This window comes from Brevundimonas vesicularis (genome assembly GCF_014204545.1).
Classification (GTDB): Bacteria; Pseudomonadota; Alphaproteobacteria; order Caulobacterales; family Caulobacteraceae; genus Brevundimonas; species Brevundimonas vesicularis_B.
The window spans coordinates 436,224-460,871 of record NZ_JACHLJ010000002.1 but is presented as its reverse complement, the minus strand read 5'-3'; the positions used below and the strand labels follow the sequence as shown (position 1 = coordinate 460,871).

24 protein-coding genes, 1 tRNA gene and 1 pseudogene are annotated in these 24,648 nt (G+C 63.1%); 11 read left to right on the top strand and 15 right to left on the bottom strand.

The features are described from left to right. The first annotated feature begins 7 nt into the window (after window positions 1–7). Window positions 8–616 carry a BRCT domain-containing protein gene (locus HNP47_RS10470; RefSeq protein WP_184279509.1) on the top strand — a complete coding sequence of 203 codons (609 nt, stop codon included), beginning with the start codon at window positions 8–10 and terminating at the stop codon, window positions 614–616. A 45-nt stretch (window positions 617–661) separates the two neighbouring features. Then, window positions 662–811, top strand: a pseudogene (locus HNP47_RS10465) (hypothetical protein); the annotation flags it as partial. 131 nt (window positions 812–942) lie between these two features. Here the strand turns inward: HNP47_RS10465 and HNP47_RS10460 are convergent. The 5 genes from HNP47_RS10460 to HNP47_RS10440 all read right to left on the bottom strand — a co-directional run bounded on the left by HNP47_RS10460 (window position 943) and on the right by HNP47_RS10440 (window position 9,696). Beyond that, on the bottom strand, window positions 943–1,977 hold the full coding sequence (locus HNP47_RS10460; protein WP_184279508.1) for a hypothetical protein: 1,035 nt from the start codon (window positions 1,975–1,977) through the stop codon (window positions 943–945). 726 nt (window positions 1,978–2,703) lie between these two features. Then, the gene (locus HNP47_RS10455) at window positions 2,704–5,877 is read right to left on the bottom strand and encodes a type I restriction endonuclease subunit R (protein WP_184279507.1); all 3,174 of its coding nucleotides are present in this window, start codon (window positions 5,875–5,877) and stop codon (window positions 2,704–2,706) included. Further along, a complete protein-coding gene (locus HNP47_RS10450; RefSeq protein ID WP_184279506.1) occupies window positions 5,877–6,890 on the bottom strand; it encodes a DUF4268 domain-containing protein in 1,014 nt (337 codons plus the stop codon). The genes HNP47_RS10455 and HNP47_RS10450 overlap by 1 nt, the downstream gene beginning before the upstream one ends. Next, window positions 6,887–8,140 carry a restriction endonuclease subunit S gene (locus HNP47_RS10445; RefSeq protein ID WP_184279505.1) on the bottom strand — a complete coding sequence of 418 codons (1,254 nt, stop codon included), beginning with the start codon at window positions 8,138–8,140 and terminating at the stop codon, window positions 6,887–6,889. The genes HNP47_RS10450 and HNP47_RS10445 overlap by 4 nt, the downstream gene beginning before the upstream one ends. After that, entirely contained in the window at window positions 8,137–9,696 is a 1,560-nt protein-coding gene (locus tag HNP47_RS10440) for a class I SAM-dependent DNA methyltransferase (protein ID WP_184279504.1), read from the bottom strand. Before HNP47_RS10440 ends, HNP47_RS10445 begins: the two co-directional genes overlap by 4 nt. Before the next feature lie 335 nt (window positions 9,697–10,031). Here HNP47_RS10440 and HNP47_RS16535 point away from each other — a divergent pair, with 335 nt between their 5' ends. The 4 genes from HNP47_RS16535 to HNP47_RS10420 all read left to right on the top strand — a co-directional run bounded on the left by HNP47_RS16535 (window position 10,032) and on the right by HNP47_RS10420 (window position 14,278). After that, window positions 10,032–10,943 carry a DUF3883 domain-containing protein gene (locus HNP47_RS16535; protein WP_184279503.1) on the top strand — a complete coding sequence of 304 codons (912 nt, stop codon included), beginning with the start codon at window positions 10,032–10,034 and terminating at the stop codon, window positions 10,941–10,943. Window positions 10,944–10,982: 39 nt separating this feature from the next. Next, window positions 10,983–12,233, top strand: a complete 1,251-nt coding sequence (locus tag HNP47_RS10430) for a hypothetical protein (protein ID WP_184279502.1) — start codon at window positions 10,983–10,985, stop codon at window positions 12,231–12,233. Between the two features lie 163 nt (window positions 12,234–12,396). Continuing rightward, entirely contained in the window at window positions 12,397–13,485 is a 1,089-nt protein-coding gene (locus HNP47_RS10425) for a DUF4062 domain-containing protein (RefSeq protein WP_184279501.1), read from the top strand. 76 nt (window positions 13,486–13,561) lie between these two features. Then, complete coding sequence (locus HNP47_RS10420; protein WP_184279500.1) at window positions 13,562–14,278, top strand: hypothetical protein; 717 nt, start codon at window positions 13,562–13,564, stop codon at window positions 14,276–14,278. Window positions 14,279–14,289: 11 nt separating this feature from the next. Here the strand turns inward: HNP47_RS10420 and HNP47_RS10415 are convergent, their stop codons facing one another. Both HNP47_RS10415 and HNP47_RS10410 read right to left on the bottom strand, forming a co-directional pair. Beyond that, entirely contained in the window at window positions 14,290–15,015 is a 726-nt protein-coding gene (locus tag HNP47_RS10415; protein ID WP_184279499.1) for a GIY-YIG nuclease family protein, read from the bottom strand. Window positions 15,016–15,020: 5 nt separating this feature from the next. Beyond that, a complete protein-coding gene (locus tag HNP47_RS10410; RefSeq protein ID WP_184279498.1) occupies window positions 15,021–16,184 on the bottom strand; it encodes a DNA cytosine methyltransferase in 1,164 nt (387 codons plus the stop codon). Window positions 16,185–16,649: 465 nt separating this feature from the next. Here HNP47_RS10410 and HNP47_RS10405 point away from each other — a divergent pair, with 465 nt between their 5' ends. The 3 genes from HNP47_RS10405 to HNP47_RS10395 are packed head-to-tail and all read left to right on the top strand — an operon-like array spanning window position 16,650 to window position 18,831. Then, window positions 16,650–17,615, top strand: a complete 966-nt coding sequence (locus HNP47_RS10405) for a PGN_0703 family putative restriction endonuclease (protein WP_184279497.1) — start codon at window positions 16,650–16,652, stop codon at window positions 17,613–17,615. Then, complete coding sequence (locus HNP47_RS10400; protein WP_184279496.1) at window positions 17,615–18,478, top strand: hypothetical protein; 864 nt, start codon at window positions 17,615–17,617, stop codon at window positions 18,476–18,478. Before HNP47_RS10405 ends, HNP47_RS10400 begins: the two co-directional genes overlap by 1 nt. Then, the gene (locus HNP47_RS10395) at window positions 18,475–18,831 is read left to right on the top strand and encodes a DUF2958 domain-containing protein (protein WP_409360154.1); all 357 of its coding nucleotides are present in this window, start codon (window positions 18,475–18,477) and stop codon (window positions 18,829–18,831) included. Before HNP47_RS10400 ends, HNP47_RS10395 begins: the two co-directional genes overlap by 4 nt. On the opposite strand, the gene HNP47_RS10390 is transcribed toward HNP47_RS10395, so the two are convergent. Then, complete coding sequence (locus HNP47_RS10390) at window positions 18,828–19,061, bottom strand: helix-turn-helix domain-containing protein (protein WP_184279495.1); 234 nt, start codon at window positions 19,059–19,061, stop codon at window positions 18,828–18,830. The genes HNP47_RS10395 and HNP47_RS10390 overlap by 4 nt on opposite strands. 74 nt (window positions 19,062–19,135) lie before the next feature. Here HNP47_RS10390 and HNP47_RS10385 point away from each other — a divergent pair, with 74 nt between their 5' ends. Continuing rightward, a complete protein-coding gene (locus HNP47_RS10385; RefSeq protein WP_184279494.1) occupies window positions 19,136–19,789 on the top strand; it encodes a hypothetical protein in 654 nt (217 codons plus the stop codon). Window positions 19,790–19,923: 134 nt separating this feature from the next. On the opposite strand, the gene HNP47_RS10380 is transcribed toward HNP47_RS10385, so the two are convergent. The 6 genes from HNP47_RS10380 to HNP47_RS10355 form a co-directional block, all read right to left on the bottom strand. After that, window positions 19,924–20,931, bottom strand: coding sequence for a hypothetical protein (locus HNP47_RS10380; protein WP_184279493.1), 1,008 nt, complete (start codon window positions 20,929–20,931; stop codon window positions 19,924–19,926). Continuing rightward, window positions 20,931–21,104, bottom strand: a complete 174-nt coding sequence (locus HNP47_RS10375; RefSeq protein ID WP_184279492.1) for a hypothetical protein — start codon at window positions 21,102–21,104, stop codon at window positions 20,931–20,933. The genes HNP47_RS10380 and HNP47_RS10375 overlap by 1 nt, the downstream gene beginning before the upstream one ends. After that, window positions 21,104–21,457: a hypothetical protein gene (locus HNP47_RS10370; protein ID WP_184279491.1), complete on the bottom strand. Its 354-nt coding sequence runs from the start codon at window positions 21,455–21,457 to the stop codon at window positions 21,104–21,106. Before HNP47_RS10370 ends, HNP47_RS10375 begins: the two co-directional genes overlap by 1 nt. Next, entirely contained in the window at window positions 21,457–21,666 is a 210-nt protein-coding gene (locus tag HNP47_RS10365; RefSeq protein WP_184279490.1) for an AlpA family transcriptional regulator, read from the bottom strand. The genes HNP47_RS10370 and HNP47_RS10365 overlap by 1 nt, the downstream gene beginning before the upstream one ends. A 97-nt stretch (window positions 21,667–21,763) precedes the next feature. Next, the gene (locus tag HNP47_RS10360) at window positions 21,764–22,588 is read right to left on the bottom strand and encodes a hypothetical protein (RefSeq protein WP_184279489.1); all 825 of its coding nucleotides are present in this window, start codon (window positions 22,586–22,588) and stop codon (window positions 21,764–21,766) included. Continuing rightward, on the bottom strand, window positions 22,575–23,897 hold the full coding sequence (locus HNP47_RS10355) for a site-specific integrase (RefSeq protein WP_184279488.1): 1,323 nt from the start codon (window positions 23,895–23,897) through the stop codon (window positions 22,575–22,577). Before HNP47_RS10355 ends, HNP47_RS10360 begins: the two co-directional genes overlap by 14 nt. A gap of 139 nt (window positions 23,898–24,036) precedes the next feature. Between HNP47_RS10355 and HNP47_RS10350 the strand changes: the two genes are divergently transcribed. Continuing rightward, window positions 24,037–24,098, top strand: a tRNA-OTHER gene (locus HNP47_RS10350). Between the two features lie 18 nt (window positions 24,099–24,116). Here HNP47_RS10350 and HNP47_RS10345 read toward each other — a convergent pair. Further along, window positions 24,117–24,647, bottom strand: a complete 531-nt coding sequence (locus tag HNP47_RS10345; protein ID WP_184279487.1) for a 2'-5' RNA ligase family protein — start codon at window positions 24,645–24,647, stop codon at window positions 24,117–24,119. Window position 24,648 lies beyond the last annotated feature (1 nt).

Genomic DNA, 24,648 nt, shown 5'->3' with positions numbered 1-24,648 from the left:
GGTGATCATGGATGATCAGACGCTGAACCGTTTGGGCGGAGATCGCCTACATGCCCGTCAAGTCGATGAGCTGATCGGTCTGGTGCGCGGTCTGACGGCCGATGGAGACTTGAATCAAGCCGAAGCCGAGTTCCTGCAGAAATGGCTGGCGGCCAACCTAGCGGCCACGGACCAGCCGCTGGTGCGGATGCTTTACCAGCGGATCAGTGAAGCCTTAGCTGATGAGGTGCTGGACCCGGATGAAAAGACATCCCTGCTCGATACGCTGAACAGCTTCAGCAACCGGGACTTCGAGCTCGGCGAGATGCTGAAGGCCTCAACCCTGCCGCTTTGTGATCCAGCCCCGAGTTTGACCTTTAAGGGACAGACCTACTGTTTCACCGGGACCTTCATCTACGGCCAGCGACGCTTCTGCGAGGAGGCGGTGGTGTCACGGGGAGGCTGTGCTGGAGCATTGAGCCGTAGGACCAATGTGCTGGTGATTGGCGCCTACGCAACTGAGTCCTGGAAGCACTCGAGCTTTGGCAATAAGATCCTTCAAGCCACCGCATGGAGGGAAGAAGGCAAGCCGATTGCCATCGTCTCCGAAGAGCATTGGACACAGCATATCCAGTAATGCGGATCTCGAGAGCAAGAGGGCTTCCGGCCCCATAGATGCTTTGGCGGCAAGCGCAGCCTCGCCCTTCGCGAGTTCGCGCTCGGACACGAAGCCCTGAAGCGGTTCGTGGCAAGGGAGCCGCGGCGACGTGTCCACGAATGTGTCTTCGCGGTTCTTGCGCTGGAGAGCGAGCCGATCGATCCGCGCCTCTAGATCGGGGGCAACGAACCTCCGCTTTCTGCTGCGGCGCCAAGTTCCGCTTCTGGCACCATGCTGACGGATGACCACACATAAAGCGTCTGGGTTAAGACAGGCCGGGCCTCGGGACCAAAGTTCGCGTGGCGTCAGGTCTCGTCCTTGCGGCCGTCCCAATGCTCCCCCGGACTCATGCCGGTTTCGTCGGAGATCGCCAGGTGGTGTTCGAGCGGACGGACTACAGCGTGGGATCCGATCCTGGTCCAGGCGGTCGTCTCGTGCATCGCCCAAGCTTCGTCGGGGCGGGTGGTTACGACCGGAGTGAAATAATTGATGTAGGCGAACCGTAAGCGGGACTGCCGAGGCTCGAATATTCGGGCCTTCATGACGTTGCGAAGGTGCCGGACCTGATCCGTGGCATCGCCGCTCCAGGTCTCGATGCCGACGTGGAGCACGCCAGGTGCTTCGTCGCCCAGCTGGTCGTCGGCCTCCTTCAGAAAGCCACCGATGTCTCGAGACCGCCCTAGAATTGATGCTTCGGACCCGTGGCGCACCGTCATCAGGCTGGCTTGATAAACGGCGTCTGCCCAGAAGGGCCGCTCGGGATGCGGGCGCCATTGCGCCCTGAGGCTATGGTCGGCCTCGTGGTCATAGCCACCGGCGAGTAGCTCGATCATGCGGCTGGCGCCAAAGTAGACGAAGTCACGGCTCAGGACGCTTCGGGCGAGGCGCCAGTCAATATCCCGCACCCGTCCAGTAGACAGGCCGTCAGCCCACCGATCTTGGGCCGGATCGGACAGGAAAGCGGCCGCCCGCTGGGCGAAGTAGTCGTCGGGAATCGTGTCAGCTGGCACCAAGAGAGCCGATTCCAATACGATGGATCGTCCGGCGTCGAGAGCCAGGGCATGCATTGGCGTGGCCAAGACTTCGGTCCTGGCCTTTTCCGCTATCGCCAATTGTGAGGTCTTTGGGCGTTTGCATTCAGCGTGGAAGCGACGCCGGCCTTGGCGGACATCCAGGTCCGGCGTCTTTGGCCCGCCACGGACCTCTGGGATGAAGCCAACCCTCCATCCGTGGCGACAGTAGGCGAGGGCGACTAGAAGCTCGTAGAAGCCGCCGTCTGGATGCGAGAGGTTCTGGGTCATCAGGCGGGCGAGCCGATCCTCAACGCCACCAATCTTCATGAGAGTCGGGATTGACCGACCTAGTCGGGTCATGATCGGTGCGATTAGGGCTCCGCCTTCTGGAGACCAGCGGCTTCGGTCCGTAGCGTAGGCGCGAGCTTGAAACACCAGCCAAGCCAGGCGGTCTTTCGGATCGAATAGGTCCGGAACCGATTCGCCCTCCCGCCGTCGCCTCCAACTCTCGAAGAAGCGTGCTTCAACAGCCGCCTGGCGACGTCGCCACGCGTCCGCGTCGACATAAGATTCCAATAGGACGACCGCTCGCAGTACGTCCTCGTCGATCCAGTCATGTCCGGTCTTCGGCGCTGTCCAGGAGAGGTCGCGGGGGCTGCGGGGAATGACAGTGGCTCCATCTAGGGGAGGGTAGCGGTCAGAGCTTCGATCAAAGTGGCCTTCCCGACGCTTGGACGCCAATCACCACAGAGAAGGATTATTTCTATCGCAAGCCCGCCATTCTAGCCATGTTGGTTGAGGCGGTGTGGTCAGGCCGGTGTCCACAAACACAGGTTCGCACGCAGACCCGCTGCTAGCGGTGGAATGTGAGTCCGCTTTCGCGGCGGCGATACCGCTGATGGCGCGTGACCATCTGGCGTTTTCGGCCGGCGGGCGTTTCTGCAACAGGCGCTAACTGTCGCTTGATGGCCGCCAGGCTGCTGCATATCACAAGGCTGGTAGGGGGACTGTACAGCTAAAGCGCAGCGCCAGCCTTGTCCTCGACCGAACGCTTCAAATCACGCGCGAGCCTTGCGATGCTGCGTACCGCGTGAGAACGAAGTCCCATACCTGATCGACCTTCGCATCCCAAAGATCCTGGGGGTACGGGGCCTCTGGCAGATCGTTCAGCTTTAGGCGAATTTCAGACCAGACCGCGCCTCGTGACTGCTGATTTCCCGTCCAGTTGACGGCCTTAACGAGCTCGTCCAACCGCTCCAATAACTGTCTGGCGACCACTTTGACCTGGATCTCCTGGGCTTTGGTCAGCTTGGGTTCCGGGGTCGTGAGAAGGTCGAAAATGGCCAGCTCCTCCTCTGACAGCTCCTCACGGGCCGCCCGCTGCTGCTCTTGGTTCAGACCGGCGATGAACGCCTGCAGGGCCTCGAAGAAACGCTCGGGGTCGATAGCGCCCGAGTTGTACTCGGCAACCAGCTTCTCCAGCCGCTCGACCAGCGGGATGCGTGTGGGGTTGGCTTCGGCCATAATCCGCACTTGCTCTTCAGCCTCCTCGCGCATGCGCTCGACGGTGACCTTCGGGCTTTGCTCAAAGAGCCGGGCAAGGGCCTCGAAGTCGATACCCGACAGGTCTACGCGGCCCTCTGGGGTGTCGCCCTCGACAATCGGGGTCAGGATCGCAACGCCTTCCAGCCGCTCGTCGATGATCTCGGCAATGCGGTCGGAGATGGCCGAGATGTCTACTGGACCCAACTTGGCCTTCACGGCGTCAGAAAGGGTGTGCAGGACCGCGACGGGCTTCATGAAGGGAGCGGCCCGCTCGTCGGGCAAGATCGCCTTATAGGCCTTCGTGACCGCCGCGGTCAGGCGCAGGAACTCTCTCCGCCGATCGTCTGGAGCTATCAGAGTTTCGACGGCGCTCGAAATGAGCTTGAGTCTGTCGAAGCTCTTCTGTGTTGCGCCACCGATCGCGTCCACGTCGACGCCCAACGGCTCCACAAAGGCGCGTGCGGCCCTCAAGGCGTCTTCAAGGGTGCCTACCAGAGCTTCCTTGCCTTCAATCGGCTCACGCTTGCCTTCGCCGCTTCCACCCCCTGCATAGACCGCCAGCGCCTTTTGGAGGTTGTTGAACACGCCTACGTAGTCGACGATCACCCCCGCCGTCTTGCCTTCGGCCCGGCGATTGGCGCGGGCAATGGTCTGCATGAGCGTGTGATTCTTCATCGGCTTGTCGAGGTAGACGGTGCCGATCGAGGGGACGTCGAAACCCGTGATCCACATGGCGCAGACAAACACCAGCCGCAGCGGGTCGTCCTTGTCCTTGAACTTGGCTTCCAGGTCCTCCTTCTGCATCCGCTCCCGGTGGGGCAGGATGTCGAGGCCCTTCTTCTTCAGGTCGTCGATTTCGTTCTGGCCCTGGCTGACGACAACCGCCATGTCGAGCTCACGTAGCCACTGTAGGCGTTCGACGATCGCCGCGCCTTCCGCTTCATGCGCGGTCTTGAGCTTGATCTCGTCTTCGGCGATCCGCCGGGCTACGGACGCCTTCACGCGGTCGTGCATGGCGACGGCAGTGGCCTTGTCGATCGCCACGAACATCGCCTTGCCCCGATAGCCGCGCTGGGCGAAGTGGAGCGCCACGTCGTCGGCCACCTTGTCGAGACGATCGGGCGCGGTGATCAGCGTGTATTGGCGGCCGAACTGGCGCTGGAGCTTCCTCTCCTGCTCCTCGTCGAGCATGGCCTCATCCAGGAGGTCGTTCAGCTCCTCACGCAGGGCGTCGGCGTCCATCTGCAGCTCGGGCTTGCGGGCCTCGTAGTACAGCGGGACCGTGGCGCCGTCGCGGACCGACTGGGCGAAGTCGTAGATGGACACATAGTCACCGAAGACCTCGCGGGTCTTGCTGTCCGCCCCCTTGATCAGCGGGGTCCCGGTGAAGCCGATGAAGGCCGCGTTGGGCAAGGCCGCCCGCATGTTGGCCGCGAGCTGGTCGTACTGGCTCCGGTGGGCTTCGTCGGTGATGACGATGATGTCGGACCGGTCGGAAAGGACCGGCATGGGCTCTCGCTCGGCGGTCGAGAACTTTTGGATCAGCGTGAAGACATAACGCTCGTTGCCCGACAGCAGGGTCTTGAGGTGATCCCGGCTGCCTGCCTGAACCTGGTCGATGTTCTTTGTGAGGGCGCCGGCCGATGCGAACTGACCGGCGATCTGGTCGTCCAGTTCGGTGCGGTCGGTGACGATGACGAAGGTGTAGTTGCCGCCCAGCCGCCGCAGGACCTTCTCGGCGAACATCACCATCGACAGGCTCTTGCCCGAGCCCTGCGTGTGCCAGAAGACGCCGAGCTTGCCCTGGTTGTCCGCGATGTGCTTCACGGCCTGAATGGCGCGGTTGACGCCCAGCACCTGGTGGTACTTGCCGATGATCTTGCGCAGGCCGCCGGGGACCTCGTCGAAGAGGATGAAGCTCTCGATCAGGTCGAGAAAGCGGGCAGGTTCGCAGGTCGCCCGCAGCATCGTCTCCAGGCTCGCGTCCTCGGGTCCGTCTTCGTCGAGCTTCTTCCAGGGGGCGTAGAACTCGTAGGCGGCATGGCTCGCCCCCATGACCGACTCCAGGCCGTTGGAGAGCAACACGAAGCCGTTGGCGTCGAACAGACGGGGCACTGTGTCCCGGTAGTCCCGCAGGTTCTTCTCGTAGGCGTCGGCCAGCGGACAGGTGGGCGCCTTCCATTCGGCCAGGAGCAGCGGCAGGCCGTTGACGAAGCCGATCGTGTCGGGGCGGCGCTTGTGAAGCACGCCTTCGACCCAGACCTGGCTTGTCACCAGGAAGTCGTTCGCCAGCGGGTCCTTCCAGTCGATGACGCGGACGGTCATGTCCTCGAACGCGCCGTCGCCCTTGCGCACCTGGACGCGCACGCCGTCGATCAGGAAGCCGTGCACCTCGCGGTTGGCGTTGGGCGCGAGGGCGCCGGTGCGGTCCTTCGTCAGGGCCTCCTCGGCCAGCTTCAGGGCTTCGGGGGGCAGGCCGGGGTTGAGCTTGGCCAAGGCCTGTTGGAGGCGCGCCGGAAGCCACGTCTGACGAAAGCTCGTCCGGCCTGTCGGGTTCGCCGGGCCCGGTTGCTCGTTCATGAGGTTGGCGTGCGTCCAGCCCAACTCCTGCAGGAGAGCCAGCGCGGGCTGCTCGACGATGCCGTCCTCGGAGGCGATGGTTCCGGTCAGCGAGGGCGCCATCAAGCCTCTTCCGGCTCCTCAGGGCCGGCATCATCGGCCTCGGTCATAGGTATGCCGTTGCCGTCGCTCAAAGCGAGGGCACGTGTCTGGAACACGGGGCGCATCCTCTCCAGCTGCTGGATCAGCCACTCGTGCTGGCGGGGCCAGTCCGCCTCGCGGGTCGGGTCCGCGCCTTCCAGATAGATCGCGATGCGGCTCTGCTTCTTCCCGTCCAGGCGCTCCCACGACAGCGGGGCGCCAAACTCCGCCTCGATGGCCTCTTTCTGCGCGAACAACTCGTCGTACCAGACCTTGCCCGCCGGCCCCCGGAAGCAGAACTCGGCCCAGACATATTTCTTCTGGGAGTGCACGCAGGCGCCAAGCCAGGTTCCCGCGCGGCCGATGGCGAAGGTGGTCCACGACTGCGGGTGGGCCTTTTGCGGCCGCACCTTGCTCTTTCGCTCCAGCAATCGGGTCCGAAGAGCCTGCCAGTAGGCCAACTGCTGTTGCTTGAGGTCGGACACGCCGCCTTCCGCCGACTGCTTGACCTCGCGCGACCATTCGTTCGGTTCGGCCAGGATATTGAGCATGGGCGCGGGGTCGGAAGCGCCGATCTGCCACAGCTCGATCTGGAGGCCGAAAAATTGGTAGGCGTCGCTTGTAATCTCGTTCAGCCAGTCGAGCGCGGCGCGGTGCTCCTCGGCGAAGTCCTGGGCGACCCAGACGATCGTCGCGGCCTTGAGGCCCGCGGCATAGGTCAGCAGCTGGCCCAGGTGGCGGTGATCGGTCTTCTCCAGTTGGTTCTCGACCAACACCCAGTGCTCGTCGGGCGTGTCGGTGCGCTTCGCCAGGATGTCCGCCCGGAAGGGGCCGACGAACTGCTCCATGGCCTCCACCTCCAGGTCCATCCCGAGCGCGTCCTGGAGCAGCTCCAGGCCGTCAGGAGAGGCGAGCCAAGGCGTGAAGTGCGCGGCCTCGTTCGGCCACGCCCTGCGAACGTCGACCTGGATCACCTTGCCCAGCTTCACGGTCATGCGGCCAGCTCCAGGTCCCGTTCGGCCGCCTCGACGGAGAGCTGGCCGGAGATGAGCCGGGGGAGCAGAAGGTCCCGGGAAGTTGCAAGACGTTCGTTCATGCTCCCAAGCTTGCCGACCAACTCCAGCATGGGCCACGCCGCGCTCTCGAACCGATCAAAGAGGTCATCCGAGGCTGGAATGGCCATCGCGTAGGTCGCAACGCTTTCCGTTCGCGCCCGCTGGCGCCCGGTAGCTCCTGACATAGACGACCGGGCATGATCGCGAAATCCGGGAAGGCGCGAGAGGCAGTAAGTAAAAGCAGGTCCCGAGCGCTCACCACGCATCACAATGAACTCCGTGGAACCGAATCCGATTCCGTTTACCCCGGGGAGGTCTCGAACGAGGCCCGTCTTGCCGTTTTCCAGACAGGGAGTGATGCGGGCGAAGAGCGTGTCCCAATTGCGAAACTTGGCGCCCGAGTTGCCCTTACGACTTTCAGGAGAGGCTATCAGCGATGTGACCGTGTCCAAATGTCCCATGGGGATGAATGGTTTGTCGTCGTCTTTTGGGATCTTGGTCTTGGGATCGAAGGCAATGACGTCCTTGGCCTGCCCCCTCGTCCACCCCTGAGGCCGCGGGCCGTCCGGGGTGTCGACAAGGGGCGCGCTCTCGTGGCCGGGGAAGCGGAAGCGGACGAACCACTCCTCGAACAGCCCCCGCGCCATCTCCTCCAGCACCGCCACCCGGCGCCGGTTGACCTCGATCAGGTCGTCATAGGCCCCGAGGATCGACGCGATGCGGCGTTGGGTCTCAAGAGGAGGGAACGGGATTTCGAGAGCTTGGGCTACGCGCACATTGAAATGCTGTTGAGCAGCCCCCACGAGCCGCCCGCCGATCTGTCCTTTACCCCAAGGGCTGTTGAGGACGAACGCAAGAAAGCGCGCATCAAGCGTAGGACCTGGCCTTGCGATCACAAGGTCGGCGCAGTTCGCATCTGGTAGGTCCCCGGGGATCACTGCCGCAGTTCCAGGGTAGCCTGTCCGAACAATGGCCACGTCTCCGGGAGAAAGGCGGGATTTGCGCAACCGCTTGTGGAATTCGGGTGAGATGTACTTCAGGTCCCCCAACTCGATGAAGCCCGGTCGGATGTCTTGGGACCGCAGGAAAGGCACACCAGCATCGACATACTGATCCGACATTTTGCCTACGTGGCCTACAGTCACCTGTGTGCAGAGGTCTCCGAGCCTCCGCGTCTGCCAACCGCTCATGCCTCGAGCACCTCAGCCACGTTCAGCGCGATCAACGCCTGAATCCGCGCCGCCTCGGCGTTCAGCCCCTCTATCTCTTCATGCAGGGCCTCCAGCCGCTCCTTGAAGTCGACGTCGTCCACCTGCTCGCCGGGCGCCACGCCCACGTAGCGGCCAGGGCTGAGGCTCCAGTCCTGGGCGGCAATCTCGGCGCGAGTCGCCACCTTGCACAGGCCTGGGACGTCCTTGTAGCCATCATCGCCGAAGGTCCGGGTCACGCGCTCGCCGCTCCCCGCTTCCAGCTCTGCTTTCCGTCCGCGCCACAGGCGCACGATATTGCCCAGGAATTCGATCTGGTCGGGCGTGTAGTCGCGGTGGGCGCGGGTGACCTGACGGAAGATGTGCCTGGCGTCGATGAACAGCACCTCGTCGGCCCGGTCGCCCTTCGCCTTGGCCTTGTCGAGGAACCACAGGGTCACCGGCAGGGTGACGGTGAAGAACATATTGGGCGAGGTGGAGACGATCACGTCCACCGCCCCGCTCTCGATCAGCTTGCGGCGCATCTCCCGCTCCGCCCCGCCTGCGTCCGAGGCCGAGTTGGCCATGACGAAGCCCGCACGTCCCGTCTCGTTCAGGGCGGCGTTGAACAGGCCGATCCAGAGGTAGTTGGCGTTGCTGGTGGTGGGGATGCCGAGCGAGAACTTCGCGTCCACATGGCCCGCCTCGGTGACCAGACGGCTGCGATCGACCTCCGACTGGTTGAAGGGCGGGTTCGCCATAACGAAGTCGAACTGGCCGACCAGGTCATGCGGATCCTCGTAGTAGCTGTTGGCGATCCTGATGTCGCCCGAGACCCCGTGGACCGCCAGGTTCAGGCGGCACAGCTTTTGGGTGTCTGACATCTTTTCGGCCCCGTAGATGCCGATTTCCCGCGTCGGGTTCTTGTGGTGGCGCTTCACAAACTCGGCGGAGTGGACGAACATGCCGCCCGAACCGCAGGCCGGGTCGAAAATCTTGCCGTGATAGGGTTCCAGGACCTCGACGATCAGTTTCACGATCGAGCCGGGTGTGAAGTATTCGCCGCCCTTCTGCATGTACGACGAGGCGAACTCGCCCATGAAGTACTCGAAGATCAGGCCGTAGGCGTCCCCGTCGATCTTCAGCGGCTGGAGCAGGCGCAGCAGCTCCCTGAGGACGCTATTGGGCAGCGCTCCGTAGCCCTGGGGCATCACGCCCGCCAGGTCCGGATTGTGCTCCGTTATGGCCTTCATGGCCTCGTTCAGGGCCTCCGCCAGGTTCTCCGTCTCCGGCAGGGACAGCAGGTAGGAGAAGCGGGCATGCTCAGGCAGGAAGACGGCGCCGAGGCCGTGGTAATCCCCCGGGGTGGGCTTGAGGCGGCCCGTCATGATCGAGGACAGCTCGGCATGAATTAGGTCGAACTTGGCCTCCATCTGCCGCAACGCGATCAGGGCAAGAACCGGCTGGGCGTACTGGTCCGGGCGCAAGTCGGTGTTGGCCCACAGTTGGTTCGCAGTCTGGAAAAGACGGCGGGTGAGGTCCTGTAGGTCTACTTGCACCGAGTGTGAGCTTTCGGGTGTTGAATGTGGGGTCGACCATACTCCGGGCGACTTCCGGGTCCACCTACTTCAGCCGCATCGTGACGGTCGAGAGCAGAGCGTGCACGTGCTGCACTTTGCCATGAAGCACGGTCGTCGTGGCGCTAAGGCGGGCTTGCGAGGCCTCCTTCAAGCGTGAAGCCGTCGACGAGGGGCGAGCTTTAGCGTTGGTTCGGCTGGCGCCCGTGTCTTAGCTAGGTGCAGGTGATGGACACAAGTTTTGGTCGTGCTACGGTCCAGCTTGTGGCGCTAGGCGCTTTCAGAATAACCCGCCGCTCGGCGCCTGAGATGCGACTGTGCCTATAGTTCTCGTCCATAACGATGTCGTTCGGGATTCCGCGCATAACTGGAATGACGTCGAGGGCGTTCAGTACCATTTCCCGTCAAAGTATCGCGGTAAGGTCCTGCCGGGCGAGCCATTTGTCTACTACCGGGGCGTCGCACGAAAATCCGGGCGGCGCGGGCCTGCTGAGTATCTGGGCTACGGCAGGATCGGCACGATTTGGCCGGACGAGGCTAAGAAGGGCGCCTGGTACTGCAGCATAGTCGACTACGAGCGTTTCGCGAAGCCGGTCAACGCAAAGGTGGATGGTGAAACGCGCGAGCAGATAGCTCGGAACCTCTGGTGGGACGGCGTACGCGCTCTCGATCCCGCTGTGTATGCCGATATCGTGGCGGAAGGTCTGGCGAGCGGCGCCGGTGTAACCGCCACGGCCTCGATCGACCTTGTGACGATTACAGGATCGGATCAGCTGATCCTGCCGCCCTCACTGGGGCGCCATCAGCCTTCGCCAGGTGGCGAACGACGAAGCAAGCGCGCCAAGGCGATCGGCGACTGGGCCGAGCGTGTGGCGCTCAGATACATTCAGGACAACGTCGCGGGCTGCAGTGATTGCGTCCACCGCGCAGCCCAAGGCGAGACGCCCGGGTGGGACATCGACTACCGCGATACCGACGGCGCAGTGCAGCGCGTCGAGGTCAAAGGGACCACCGGGGCGGCTTTCGCAGCAGTCGAGCTAACGGCCAACGAGCTGGCGGCGGCGCAAGCGCATGGGGCCAATTACTGGCTGTGTCTGGTCGCCGGCTGCGAAACCTCCACGCCACTGGTGCAGCTCGTCCAGAACCCGGTGGCCAAACTTGACACCAATGAATGGACGGCGAAGCCCACGCTGTTCGCCATACGCTTTTCTGGGGCTGCCGCCGGCTGAGGGTTCAGTAAGTGCGGATCTTGGGGGCGCTAGTTTCTTATGGAGGGGAAGATTCTCGACGACGGTCGTTTTCCAACGCGCACGATGATCGCGCGCGTCTATCGCCAAGATCCGCTCGAAGACGGCGCTTCGCCTCTGGTGTCTGTCGAACTCGACGGGATCGACGAAGACATTGTCGATGAGGATCTGAGCGCGCTCTTTCTCAATAGAGATAAAGTCGATCCGTTCGGGTTGCTCAGGGTCGAAGTGCCCAAGAACCATGAGATTGATGGGAGGCCTCTGGAGCCGGGGGGCTGGTTTCGTCTTACGCTTTTCGAAGAGGACGGGGACCGGCGGATGCGAGCCGAGCACGCCCAGCTAACTCAGGGCGGCTACACGATCGGGTCAAAGGGCTACGTCGGCGACATCGAGTGGGTGGGCGAAGATGGCGACCCGCCCTTGCACTCTGTCGGAGCAAGTGTCGCCAAGCGGAAGAAACGAGCACAGAAGGCCATCAACGGCGGTGTGTTTCCTCAAGACGCGATCATTCATGTTTCCGGGGTGTTCGTCTGCGGGTGGCCGAAGCAACCGTCCACGGTGCAGGTGCGCGACGTGGGTCAGGCCGGCTTCGTCACCCTGCGGGACGAGTACAACCGCCCTAGCTTGCATTTTGATGCGGGTTGGCCAGTGAGCTTTAACGGGAGCACCGCCCCAGCGACGACTACGGTCGCCAATCTATGGGCGCCGGTGGTGCTCTCTCATTGGGATTGGGACCACCTGCACGGTTACTATGTGTTTCCTAGGCTTCAGCACGTGCCGTGGTTCACGCCTGTTCAGACGCTTGGGCCGGGCGCGAGCCGCGTTGCAGCGCAGCTGAACTCATGGGGGCTGTTACAAGGCCTTACGGGCGGACCCGTAACTTTTGGAGCCGGCGGCTGGGGGCGTCTCGCCGTTTGCGCCGGACCAGCGGGCAACAAGAACCAAACCGGACTCGCCCTTGAAGCTCGCGTGCGCGCCAAAGATGGCACGGAAGACTGGGTTCTGATGACCGGGGATGCGGACTACCAACATGCGATAGCCGCCCTGGGGACGAGCAACGTCTATTCGGGGCTTGTTGTCGCCCACCATGGCGCGACCTTTGCGGGACCCGTACCGAGCCCCACGGGGGCAGCGAGAGCTGCTGTCTCTTATGGTGACGGCAATACCTACGGGCATCCATCGGCAACAGCGTTGACCGCTCACGCGGCTTGGAGCCTCGAGCGAACAGCAACGCACAAATCAGTCTCCCGCGGTTGCCGGTATCTTCCCTGATCTGATCACTCGTATTCGCTAGGCTTCGCGAGCCCCGCCCGAAGGGGCCGCTAATCGATTTTTGAAGAGCTCTGGGATCGTCTCAGGGCCGTTCTTGAGGGGTAGGCCAGTGGCGAAGCCGCGATCCAAGAAAGGCCGTAGCGCCATCCGCCGGATAAAGGTGATGGTGTCCAGCCGCTGCAACGACGCGTTTCCGGCTGGAGGTAACGTCTCTCTGACTGATACGCGACGCCAGCTCAAAGAGCGGATCGAGAACGTGCGTCTCTTTGATCAGCAGCTGTTTGATGTCTGGATCAATGAAGATGCGCCCGCTCTGGCCACGCAGGACAGTTGGGACACCTGCATGGCGCAGGTCGACGCCTGCGACATTCTGTTGGTGCTTTTCAATGGTAACGCTGGCTGGACGTTGGGCGAGGGGGATCTGGGGATCTGTCACGGTGAATGGCAACGGGGACGGCACAGCGCGCCCGGCAAGGTTCACCTGATTCAGCTCGGCAGCGATGAAGACTTGAAGGCCTGTGATCGCAAGCCGGACAAACGGTTCCGAGACGAGGTCGCTAAGTCAGGCGACTTCACTGCCCGCGCCTTGAGCCCGGAAGCCCTCTTCGATGAGGCCAGTCAGACGCTGCTTCATGCCGTTACGCAGCTTGTCAGCCTTGGCGGCCAGGACTCTCGTGGAAGCCGTTTCCACCTGGGCGAAGCGCTAGAATGGAGCAAGCTCGATTATAGAGCCCGCGCCGATCGGATTGCCGACACCCTTGGCGCATCGATCGTGCAGAACGGAGGCGAGAAGGTCGGCGCTCGGACGTTCACCAGACAGATTGAAGGCGTCTCAGTTTTCTTCGCTGTGCATGCGGTCCCAGGTGCCATGAGCATCGGTGCTGCTCGCGAGATGGTCGGTCGCCCGTTCCTGCGAGATCATGAGCACGTGGCGGCGATGGCCGGCGCTGCTGGTCCAGTTCACCTCATCGGGTGCAACCGAACCGCCACTGAGACCCAGGCGGCGACGCTGCTCGGATTTCCTGATGCAGCGATCGTCGCGGCGCCCTTCGGCATCTACGTCGCTGATGAGGTGCAGAAGGTGCAGTTCGTTCTCCTCGAGAACTGCAGAGATGACGCCCTGACCCGGCTGGCGTTGCAGCGCTTCATCGCTTGGTTGGAGCAGACGGGTGAAGGGGGCGTGCTCGCTGCGAGGGCTGAAGCGCGCAAACGTATCGCTAAAGCCATCTATGCCGAGCGGGCGGCAGGCTAGGAGAAAAGCGCGGCCTCAGGATCTGTGCGACCGCTTTAGTCGGGTAGGGCGCCTACCTTCAGAGCCGGAGGTACACATGACCCATAAAGCAGTTCCGCCGATGCCGACGCGTGACGGTGGGGAGTTTGGCTACAGCGTGATGAAGGTTGCGCTGGGAGCCATTCCGATGGCCGGAGGCGCCGCTCAGGAGCTCCTGGAGAAAGCCGTCGGCGATCCGTTACGCCGGCGGCAAGAAGCCTGGACGGCTGAGCTTGGAATGGCGCTCAATCTGCTGATTGAACAGGTCGAAGGCGTCACGCCTGAAAGCCTCGCCGAGGATCCGATCTTCGTGTCTGCCGCGGCCAGAGCGACCCAGGAAGCAGTGCTCTCTCACGGGGAGCGCAAGCGCGAGGCGCTTCGCAATACGGTCCTGAACATTGCGGCAGGCGTCCGGCTTGACGAGATTTTGAGCGGCGCGTTCATGGACTACATCGCTCGTTTCTCTGAAGGCCACCTAAAGCTACTTGCCCTCATGAGGAACCCGATGGCGGATGCGGCTTACGCCCGTGAAGCCTCGAGCGTTTACATGGGCTCGGTCCACGGCGTGATCGTCAAAAGCCATCCGGACCTGGCGGCCCAGCCCGAGCTGCTCGACCGTCTCAACTCCGACCTCGAGAGGGAAGGGCTGATCAGCGGAGGTCTGAAAGCCATGATGACCGGCAACGGTGTTCAGAGCTCGCGCACCACCGCAATCGGCAATGCCTTCTTGGACTTCATCACCGCGCCCGTGGAGCTGCAGACGCCAACGAGCTAGTGGAAGGTGCGCTAGGCGTCGGTGTCTGCGGCGGATTCACGTTCGACGGAGGCTTCGCCGCCGAGCGCCTCATAGCGGCGCTCGGCCAGCCATTGAAGGCGTCGCGCCTGGGTCTGGAGGACGCGGCGAAGACCTCCCTGGACCTTCCGCTCGGAAATCACCTGCGCCAGGCGCGAGATGATCAGTGCGCGCCGTGCGATGCGGAAGTCCGGATGGGAGCGCAGCTCATAGACACGATCGGAGACGATGCGGCCGCGCAGTGAGGGCGGTGGCTCGACCGCCAGGAGCCCCGGGGGCGGGTCCTTCTCGTTGAGGATGGCCTTGAAGGCGGAGCGCTCTACGGCCTGCTCGGTGATCAGGCGCTCCAGCGCGTCCAGGCGCTGTCTGGCGTCCACGTCCTTGCCTCCAACCGTTTGGAGTTCAGGTAGGGGCCAGACCTCGATCTCATAGACCTCGAACGGATCCAGCACCGACATGGCGACGGCGTCGGTACGTTGGTTGGTCAGATGCCGACGGATGCGCGTGCGCAGCATCTCATTCGTCTGGCCCACATAGATCGGCTCGCCGTCGTAATCGAAGAAAGCGTAGACGCCCCATTTGTAGTTGCCGACCCGGACCGTATGGCCTGCGGGATCGTCAAAGGGCGTATCCAGAAAGGCGGCCAGGTTGGCGCGCAGATCCTCCGTTTCAAACGGCGGAAGCTGAGAGGCGTCTCTGTCCCTAGCGCCAGCAGCCATTGGGTCTATGCGACCTTACGCAGGGTGCTGGCTGCGTCCAGCAGGGGCTCGAACACGTGCTGCGCCAAATGGCGGACCACCGGCGCAGCGACGCCGTCGCCGGTCAAGTGATAGGCCTCGTTGTAGCGGCTGGGCAGGACATAGTTGTCGCTCAAACCCATCAGACGGGCGGTCTCGCGCGAGGAGATCAGGCGCGAGCGTACTCGGTGGCCGTCTACGACCATGATGATCTGCCGACTGGAGCCGCCCGCGGGAGTGCGAAGGCAGCCAGCAATGTCGTCGAAACGAACCTCGGCGCGCTGCACCTTCTGTCCATTCTCGTCAAAACGGGTCCGGCGATAGATGCCGCCAACCATCCGACGGCCGGCTCGCTTAGCCGCCTCCACCTTGGCCAAGTTCAACGGCGACATCATGTCCAGAAGCTTCTTGGTCTCGGCCTGATTGTGCCAGGATACGCTGTCGGGATTGTCTTCGATGATGTCGGCGAAGGTGCTAGCCCGCCGCTCAGGCGTGGGGACATTCCACCAGACGAGTTTGTCGGCGACGTCCGCCGGAAGGTTGGAGACCGCCTTGTTCAAAGCGCGGGTGTGGAAAGGGTCGATCGGCTCGGGCGAGAGCAGCTCGGGCGCTATTTCCAAATCTGCGCGCACGCCGATGACAAAGAGCCGGGGGCGGGATTGCGGGACGAAGAGGTCCGCATTGATCACAAGGGCGCCGAACCGATAGCCGGCGTCAGCGTAAGTCTTACAGATCGCCTGGAAGTCCGCTCCGCCATGAGAGGTCAGGGCTCCGCAGACGTTCTCAACAGCGACCATGGCCGGTGCGCGTCCGTCAGCGGCCAGTCCGCGAACAATATCCCAAAAGGCATAGAAGGTGCCTGAACGTTCACCGGCCAGGCCCTTGCCAACGCCTGCTAGTGAAAGATCCTGGCAGGGGAAACTCCCCCAGACCAACCCTGGATACCCAGGGAGTTGCCTCGCTTCCAAGGCGCGAATGTCGCCGACGGTCAGCTCTCCGCCGGTGCCCCAGTTGGCTTGGTAGGCAAAACCCTTCTTCGCATCGAAGTCATTGGCGAATAGGCAGGTCCAGTTCTTGCCCAAGCCCGCACGCGCCATGCCGCCGCCCGCGAAGAATTCATAGAAGGACGGGGCGACGCCGGACGCGGCCATGAAGGTCTCCAACACTTACCAAATTTGAGCGCGCGCAATCGATTGGCGGGCGAGATTCGCACATTTGGGCACGTTGGCGGACTGGCGCCATATCGTCCAGTTCTTTGTTTGTTCGCCTCGGTGCGAGGCTTCGCATGCTGGGGATAGGGCAGGGACTTGGACTTACATCCAAACTTGGCGCCCAGACCCGCTTAAGGCTGGACCAGTCGGCGTCGATTGGACTGAAAAAGCGATGGGCGAAGGACTATTATATAAAAACCCCTTCCGTCTCCTCCTCCTCTTCCTCCTCCTTTCCAATCCTCCCTACCACCCTTTGCAAGGCGTGATGCCTTCCCTTCCCTCCTTCTCTGCCTTACCCTTCTAGGCTTGCCGGCGCGCCGGGGAATATTGGATTGGAAGTGACGGTCATCTAGTTCGCTAGACTAGTGAATCTCTCTGCATCATCCATGCAGCTGAGAGCCTTCCTTGGACCTCTTTCCCGCCGACCGTATCCCCCTGGTGCCTGAAGCGCTTCTCAAGGCGCACAAGGTTCACTTCCCCGCTGACAGCCGCTTCAGGGCCTGCGCCCGCCTCCTTCAGGCGCTTCATCGTGAGGCCGCAGGCTGGACGCTGGGCGCCTACACCTCGACCTCGGGCCGCAAACGAAAGATGGGCCACCTGGTGGGCAGCTACGACGGCGCTGCGGGCGCCAACTTCCTTTCGAAGGAGGTTCATCGTCTGGCGCGGCGAGAGCTCGCCTACCGCGAACCGGGCGCCATGTTCGAGGAGAAGCGCCTCTATGAAAACCTTCTGTCCTCCACGCCCCTGGCGCTGAACCTGCTCGGACCGTTGAAACTCGACCGGGACCTGGCCGAGGCCTTTATCCGCGAGATCGCCCCGGAATATGAAGGTCGCGTCTGCGCGGTGACGTTCGAGCACTCGCCGGGTCGCGGCGATCGGACCTTCACCGACGACGCCACCGCATTCGACGGGTTCATCGTTCTGCGCCTGGAAGACGGCCGCAAGGTCTTCATCGCCATCGAAATCAAATACTCCGAGACCGCCGGCGAGCCGGAGCCTCGCATGCGCGAGCGCTATGACGATCTGTCGGTCACCAGCGAGCTCTTCGTCGACCCGAACAATCCCGCCCTTCGCCGCAATCCTGTGCAGCAGATGTGGCGCCTTCATCTTCTGGCGCAGTCCATGATCGACGCTGGCCTCTATGACGAAGGCAAGGTCGTGGTCATCGCGCCGCGCCTGAACGACCAGGTGCAGCGGGCGCTCAGCCTCTACCAGAAGCAACTCGCGCCGCCGCAGACGGGCAAGGCCGACTTCATCAACCTTCCGCTGGAAGACGCCATCGCCGCCTTGGCGCTGGCCGGCGCCCCAGAGATGGCCCGGCTTCTGACCATCCGCTACGTCGACTTCTCGCCCATCCACGCACTCATCTGATGAGCACTGGCTTCCTGTTCGTCGCCCCCGATCCGATCCTGGATCGGGGTAAGGCGATGATGGTCTGCGCCGAGCTGGCCGCGCGTGAGGCGCGATGCCGCAAGGACGCTCAAAGGGCCTGGCCAACCGCTGAGGCCATCCTGGTTCATCTTGGACGCAGTCTGATCGACCTCGGTGAGTTTGACCGATCGGACCTTCTACGACGCCTGCTGGGCGACTGGGCAGCCCGCGTCGGTCGACCCCGACTGGCGGTGGTCGGCGGGCGCAATGGCGTGGCGCGCGCCATGGTCGAGGCGCCCGCCGAGTGGGTAGCGGGTCTTGCGCCCCTGGCCTTGCTTCATCGTACGGATCGCCGCGCCGCTCAGTTCGACGTCGCCCAAATGGCGCAGCTGTTCAACTGCCCAAGCGACCAGGCTGAAGCCCTAGAAGTCTTCAGCATCTTCCTGCGTCGCGCGCTATCAGGCGAAAGCCGCGATACCGTCTTGCAGCCGTTGGCCTGGGCGGGAGACGCGCGTGTCGCCGCCGTCTGCGACGGTCAGAGTCTGCCGATTGACGACCCACGCGACCTCGTCGCCGCGGTGGGTCAAGCCCGATCGCTTGCGCTGGCCGACATCGCCTTGCCAATCGCATTTGAGGCGCTAAGCGGGGTCCAGGCGAGCCGTCCGGCCTTCATTCTCACCGCCATGCTCATTGCCGCCTTCGACGGGAGCCTGCGACGGCCTGACGTCGGGGCGCAGGCGCAGGGCGCCGTGTGCGCCTCGAGCCCTACCGCCCTTCTGGAGCTGATCGCTCGCCGCCTGCTGCAGCGTCAGAACCAGCGTCACGTTCAGTCCGCCTCGCGACAACCCTCGGAGCCTGCGTGAGCTTGCGCTTCACTGTGCGCCAACTGGCGCGTCTTCATAAGAACTGGGCCGCCATGGAAGCGGCGCGAGAGACAGGCGGGGCGTTTGATCCAGAGCCGGTGGTCAAGGTGTTCACGCCTGACGCTGGGGCGACCTGGCTGATCGCTGCGGCCTGCCCTGAAGGACGGTTGGCTTTCGGCGTTGCGGACCTCGGACAGGGGTTCGTGGAGGTGGGCGACGTTGATCTGCACGAACTGGCGGCGGTTCGGGGACGGCTGGGGCTGCCGGTTGAAATAGACCGATGGTTCCGTGCGGATCGGTCCCTCTGGACCTACCAGCGCCAGGGCGCAGCGACCGGACGGTTGATCACCTAGGCGCCGCCGGCGCGCTCGCCGTCGGGGCGCAACAAGGTCAGCCAATCGCTAAGGCCAAGGGCGATCGCCAGGGCATGCACCGTCTCCACCGTCGGATTACGCCGACCGGCTTCCAGGCTGGAGATGTAGAACTGGCTGGTGTTGGCGCGGTCCGCCAACTCTTCCTGTGTGAGGCCTTGTTCGATCCGCGCGCGGCGGACGTTGCGGCCCACCAAAGCGCGAATATCCATTCGTTGAGCGTGGCGGTCTCGACGGCGGACGGTAACAAACTATAGTTGTTAATCGAGATGGAGGGAGAGCAGTCATGCAGAACGTAAAAGCAGCCGTAGTAAGTGCGCTGGGGGTCAGTCTCATGCTGATCGCGTGCGATGATGCAGCGCCTGCCGCCTATGCGTCTGAGAGCCTGGGTGCGGCCAGTGCAGCGGCTCAACCGCAGGGCGGCGCTTTGCAAATGCCCTCGCCTCAGCAGAAGAGGACCATGGTCGCGCAGTTCAATCCGTATCGTTCGATCCTGACGATGTTTCCAGCGCCGCCAGATGCGTCGGGGCGTGCGACACCGGTGCCTTGGACTCAAGCCGAGGAAATGGAGGCGAAGGGTTTCCTGATCCAGTATCTCGAAAGCCCTGTCGGCAGCGCGGCTGAGAGGCGCGCCTGGAACGGCGTCCAACGCTACTACGCGCTGTATCTTGAGCGGATCGCCGAAAGCCGGGAGGCCATGGACAATCAGGCCGAAGAGCAGGCCGCTGCGATTATGCGCGACGAGCCTGAAGCCCGTCAGATTTGCACGCGCTTTCGGCAGGCGGGCGACGCCTTGCAGCTTGAGGAGGCCCGCCAACTCCACGAGCGTATGGAGCAGCTGAAGATCGCCTATCCCGGTCAGCTGAGCATCTGCGCGACCGAACTTCGCTTCAAGTATCTCGAACTGACGCCGCAGCCTTGCTCAGCAGCGCCCTGCTAGGGTGGGGAAGTCGTTCGGTCAGCGTTCTGGTGGTCGTTGGCGTTAGCCTAAAGAGTTGTTTCCAGTCAGTTGAAAGCGCCTCGCGACGCCTGCCTTTTGAAAGACAGGCGTCGCAGTTTTAAGGCTGCTCGGTTTTAGCCGGCGAGACCAGCGAGGTGGTGAAGCTGGAGGGCCTCGGCATCAAACGTGAAGCCGCGCTGATCGAGCAGATTCTCAGCAGCGCTGCCGCCCAACCGATGTCCGATCCTATGCTTGGCGAAAGCCGAGCGGCCAAGGTTGTGAACCGAGTAGCCGCATCGTTTGCCGATGACGGAACCCTGATCGCGCGGGGAGATTTTCAATGCGCGGTGAAAGTGCTGGCCATGTTGGCGGCCGGCCGACGCAGGCACGACTCCCTGTGGGTCGACACCTTTCATCATGTATCGCATCAGACGGCGTTGAAACCGCAGGGCGGTGGCCTCGGAGGTCGAGCCTGAACGGCGGCTCGGTTCGATCGCCATGAACGTCCTTAAGGTTTCGCCGGAGCCCTTCGCTAACGACCGACCGCTGTAGCTTTCCAGGAATCTGCAGATGACCTTGCCGAGACGTGCGGTCTGAAGCGGGGGGACATGCATCAGAAAATGCGTGTGCAGTCCCAGGCGGGGCCCCCGCTCATGACACCAGATCCAAGCGATCGGCAACGGCGCCCTAGCGCCGGTACCGCCGTCACGTTTGCGCCTCGACCATTCACGGATGCGCGTCATCAAGGCCTGGGTGGCGGCCTGGATCTCGGCATCGTCCCGCAGGCCCAGGGTCGTCCAGGACACGGTGGCGAAATAGGTCAGCGGCATGCCTAGCAAGTTCGCGCGCAGCATCGCCAGGTAGAGTTTCACCGCGTCATCGGCGCTCAGCGCGTTGGTCTGGCGCGTTGCCCGACGGGGGCGGAGGTGACGGCTTCCGAAGCGGACCAGGCGGCAGGTTTCGATCGCCTGGAAGTAGGTCGGTTCCCCGTAGGCAATGACGTGTGCATGCGTCCAACAGCGAAGCCGGTCGCCAACAAAAATGTCGCCCCCGGGAAGGGTCCCGGGGGCGCGTTCGACCTCAATAATGCACCTGTCGAAGTCGACTTCGATGAACGGGGACTTCGTGGTCCGTTCGGCCATCAGTTCAAACCCTCGTCGAGTTCGCGGTGAGCCCAATCGGGCAGCTCGTCGAAGGTGCACTCGGACCAGACCGCATTGTAGCGACGCAGCTGACGATCAAGCTCACGTTCGGCTCGACGCTCGTCGTTACTGCTTTCGATCTGGGCGTCAGTTGCGATCATGCGCGTCTTCATCACCGGCCCTCCCTCGTCGGCGGCACAATCGGATCAGGCGGCGTCAGCCAGTTGGGCTTGAGCTTCCGGCGCGTGCGGCGGCGGGTCACCGGCGCCGGGGAGGTGACTGCAAAGCCCGCGTGCATGTGCCGGACGACAAACGCGGGCACCTTCGGCATGGCGAAGGTCGCCGCCAACCGCTCGTGTTCTTCCAGCGTCATCGGCGTCGACTTAACCAACGTCGACTGGTCCCCGGGGTGCGTGTCGAGCGTCGACTCCAGGGGCGAAGTGGGGGCGACAGCCTCCCTCGAAACGCCGTTGCTGTGTTCAGCCGAGTGGGCCGGCGGTATTTGTTTGGCGTCGATCGCGCGCATTAGCGGCCCTCCTGATCGAGGCCCAGCGCGTCGCTGACCGCGCGCGGATCGTACAGGGTGACGCCGCCGATGCGGACGCCTTGCGGCAGGCGTCCCTTCGCGATCCAGTCATAGGCGGTCGACCGCGAGATGCGCAGCCAGGCCGTCAGGTCCGCGATGCGGAGATAGGGCGTTACGCCCGGCGGGAGGGGGTGAGAGGGGGTAGCCATTGGCGTCTCCGGCTCGTGTTGAGGGGACGCCTAAGAGCCACACTGTCCGGGGGCGTGCGAAAAGTTAGGGCGCGAAATTCATGAGTTTGGGCACAGCCTAAACTCCTGGCTTCCGCCGCGCTTTTGTCAGCGGGTTCGCCTTGCTGGTGTAGAGCTGCTGGGCGTTGGCGATGATTTGGCGGAATTGACCGGGTGGTATTTGCAAGGCCTTCCGGATGACGCTCCTCTGGAACTCATCGCGACCATCGGTGGCGACCGCTTCTCTGAGCTCGAGGTGAATATCGTCTAGGTACGCATCGACAGCCTCGGCGGTGGTCAGGTCCGAACGGGCATAGCTCATCGCGAGGAACATCGTGAAAAGAGCGTTGGCGCTCTTAGATCGGAACTCACCTAAATCCTTACGCGGGACCGCGGCGACTTTCGCGGAGGCTCCAGACCCGCTGCCTGCGGCTAGGTTGCGCCCGATGGTTTCGATTGCATCGGGTAGATCAACAAGGTCGCGAGCCTCGGGCCCCAAAGCCCAGCTTAGCGTTCCGCGGGGATCCACACGAGGCCAGCGAGAGCCACTGATCGGCGGCGATGTCTCCAAGCGGGGGTCCAGAGAGGCCTCGAGAACGGCGGCCAGATTGCTGATACGTCGCCCTTCGATGCCTTCCGAACTTGGCAGGAACTCGCCGATCTTCTCGGAGGCCTGCTCATCCTTGGGACGCCAGCCGCGTAGCACGCAAGCGGCGAAGATAACCGACCAAGACTGATCGAGCGGCAGGTTAGGGCTTGTTACGCCGTTTAAGTCGGAGGCTAGTGAAAGCCTTGGGTCAGGATCGCCCCAGGATGCATAGCCAAGCGACCAGCTAAGATCGTCAGCCCTGCCAAGGTTGAGGTCGTCGCCGAGATCTGCCCAGCCTGCTTTATGCTGCGTCATTTAGGTGCGCCTCCCGATCGATGCCCACAATTTCGAGCAGTCGAGCTTCCCAGGCAGTCAACGCCTTACGTCGCTCGCTGAGATACTCGTTGGTGTCGTAGTGAACCATCGATACGGACGCCCCACCACCGGTGTCCGTCACGTGACCCAAGACTTTGGATCGAATGAACGGGCTCACCCCGAGCCTTTCGCTGGTCAGGGCTGTGGCGCCGGTTCTGCGCAGATCGTGCAGCGTGGCGCCCTGGACGCCGGAGCTCGCTGAAAGGCGGGCCAGGCCGCGTGACAGGCTCATAGGATCGATCGCCGTCTCCGTGTGGCGCGCGTTCGGAAAGACCAGCTTGGCATCCTTGCCGCCAACCTTGCGTGCAAGACCGATCGCCTCCTTGATCAGGATGATGGAGTAGGGCGGTAGAGGCACTGCGTGCGCGCGTCCCCCCTTCATGCGGGCGGCCGGTATGCGCCACACCGCATCTTCCAGATCCACTTCCGCTATCGCCATTCCCGCGATCTCCGAGCGGCGCTGTAGCAGCAGCGCGCACAACATGATCGCAATGCGCAGCTGGCGTCCGACAAAGGTCTTGCGGCCCTGCTGGTCCGTCAGCGCGCCTTCGACGTTGAGCGTTCGCCACAGAGCTTTCAGCTCGTCGTTTGACCAGATCCGTTGCCGGGGCTCCTGATCGGCAAACGGAGCGAACCCAGTAGCCGGATTGATCTGAACAAGGTCCTCCGAAATTCCATAGGCGAACACCTGCCTGATGAGCGCCTGGCATCGGTTGGTTTGCGCGCCGATGCCCTTGGCGATCATGTCCCGGAGCAAGCTCTTGACCATTTGACGGTTGACCGCGTCGAGCGGCAAGGCTCCTAGGATCGGCTTGATGTGGCGCGCCGCAAGCCTCTCTTCGTAATCGAAGGTGACCTCTCGCTTTCGCTTGCCCTTCGGCTTCCATTCGCCGGCGCGGCTGGCCTCGACGTACCGGTCATAAAGCTGCTCGAAGGTGAGCGGGCGTTCGGCTTGCTTCTGCTTAGCATTGCGCTTCGCCGCAGCGGGATCGTGACCACCTTCCACCTCGCTACGAATACGACCCGCTTCGATGCGCGCGGATCGTAATGACATCTGCGGGAAACGGCCGATCTTGAGGCGGGGCTGTCCGCCATCAGCGCTTCGGTATCTCAGGACGAAGGTCTTCAGGCCCCGTTCGGTCACACGCAGACAGAGGCCGGGCGTTTTGAGATCCCATAGCTCGAGACGCTCCCCGGGGCCGGCCTTCGCCCCGGCCACGAGTTTGTCAGTCAGGAGCAGTTTAGCCATCGAAGTCCTCTGTGCCCCACAGCATCTATGGGGCACAAATCGCTCGGGTGTGGCTGGATTCCGATGTAGCGCGCTGGACGGGATCGTCCAGTAAGTTTATGATATAAATAATCTAAATGGACGACCTTGGATCGCCTTGGACCCCGCCGGCAGTATTTCCTAAAGCCGAGGTCGCAGGTTGGAGTCCTGCCGGGGTCGCCATCGCACGGTTGGTGCATTTCAGTCGTCGAGGGTCAGCTTGCCCTCGAATGGAATCCGATCGATCGCCTCCCACGGGCCGCCCAGGTAGCGCCAGACGAGCAAGCCTTCAGCGAGAATGTCGAACGGCTCGAACTCAAGTTGAAGTTGCTCGAGCAGCTGTTTGGCGTCTGCGGGTTCGACCTTGTTCTGGATCGTGATGTGTGGCCGGAACGGGGCCTGATCCTGGCGGGTCAGCCAGGGCGAAAAGGCCTCCGCGAGTTGTCCACGCAGTCGGTCCAGATCGGCGGACGCCAGGCGGTAGGCCACGCCACGCCCCAGGGACCACGGGCCGCGTACATCGAGGCGGATGGGCGCTTGGCGCCGGCAGGCCGACTTCAGCGTCTCCAACACGACGCCTTCCTGCGCCCCGGGGAGTGCGTGGAACAGGGTCAGATGGGCCGAGATGAAGTTCCGGTGGCGGGGAAAGTGCGCCTGGCGCAAGGCGTCAAACCAGTCGAAAGCGCCGTCGTCCAAGGCTGCGGTGATGATGAGCGGCGGCGCGTCTGCCACG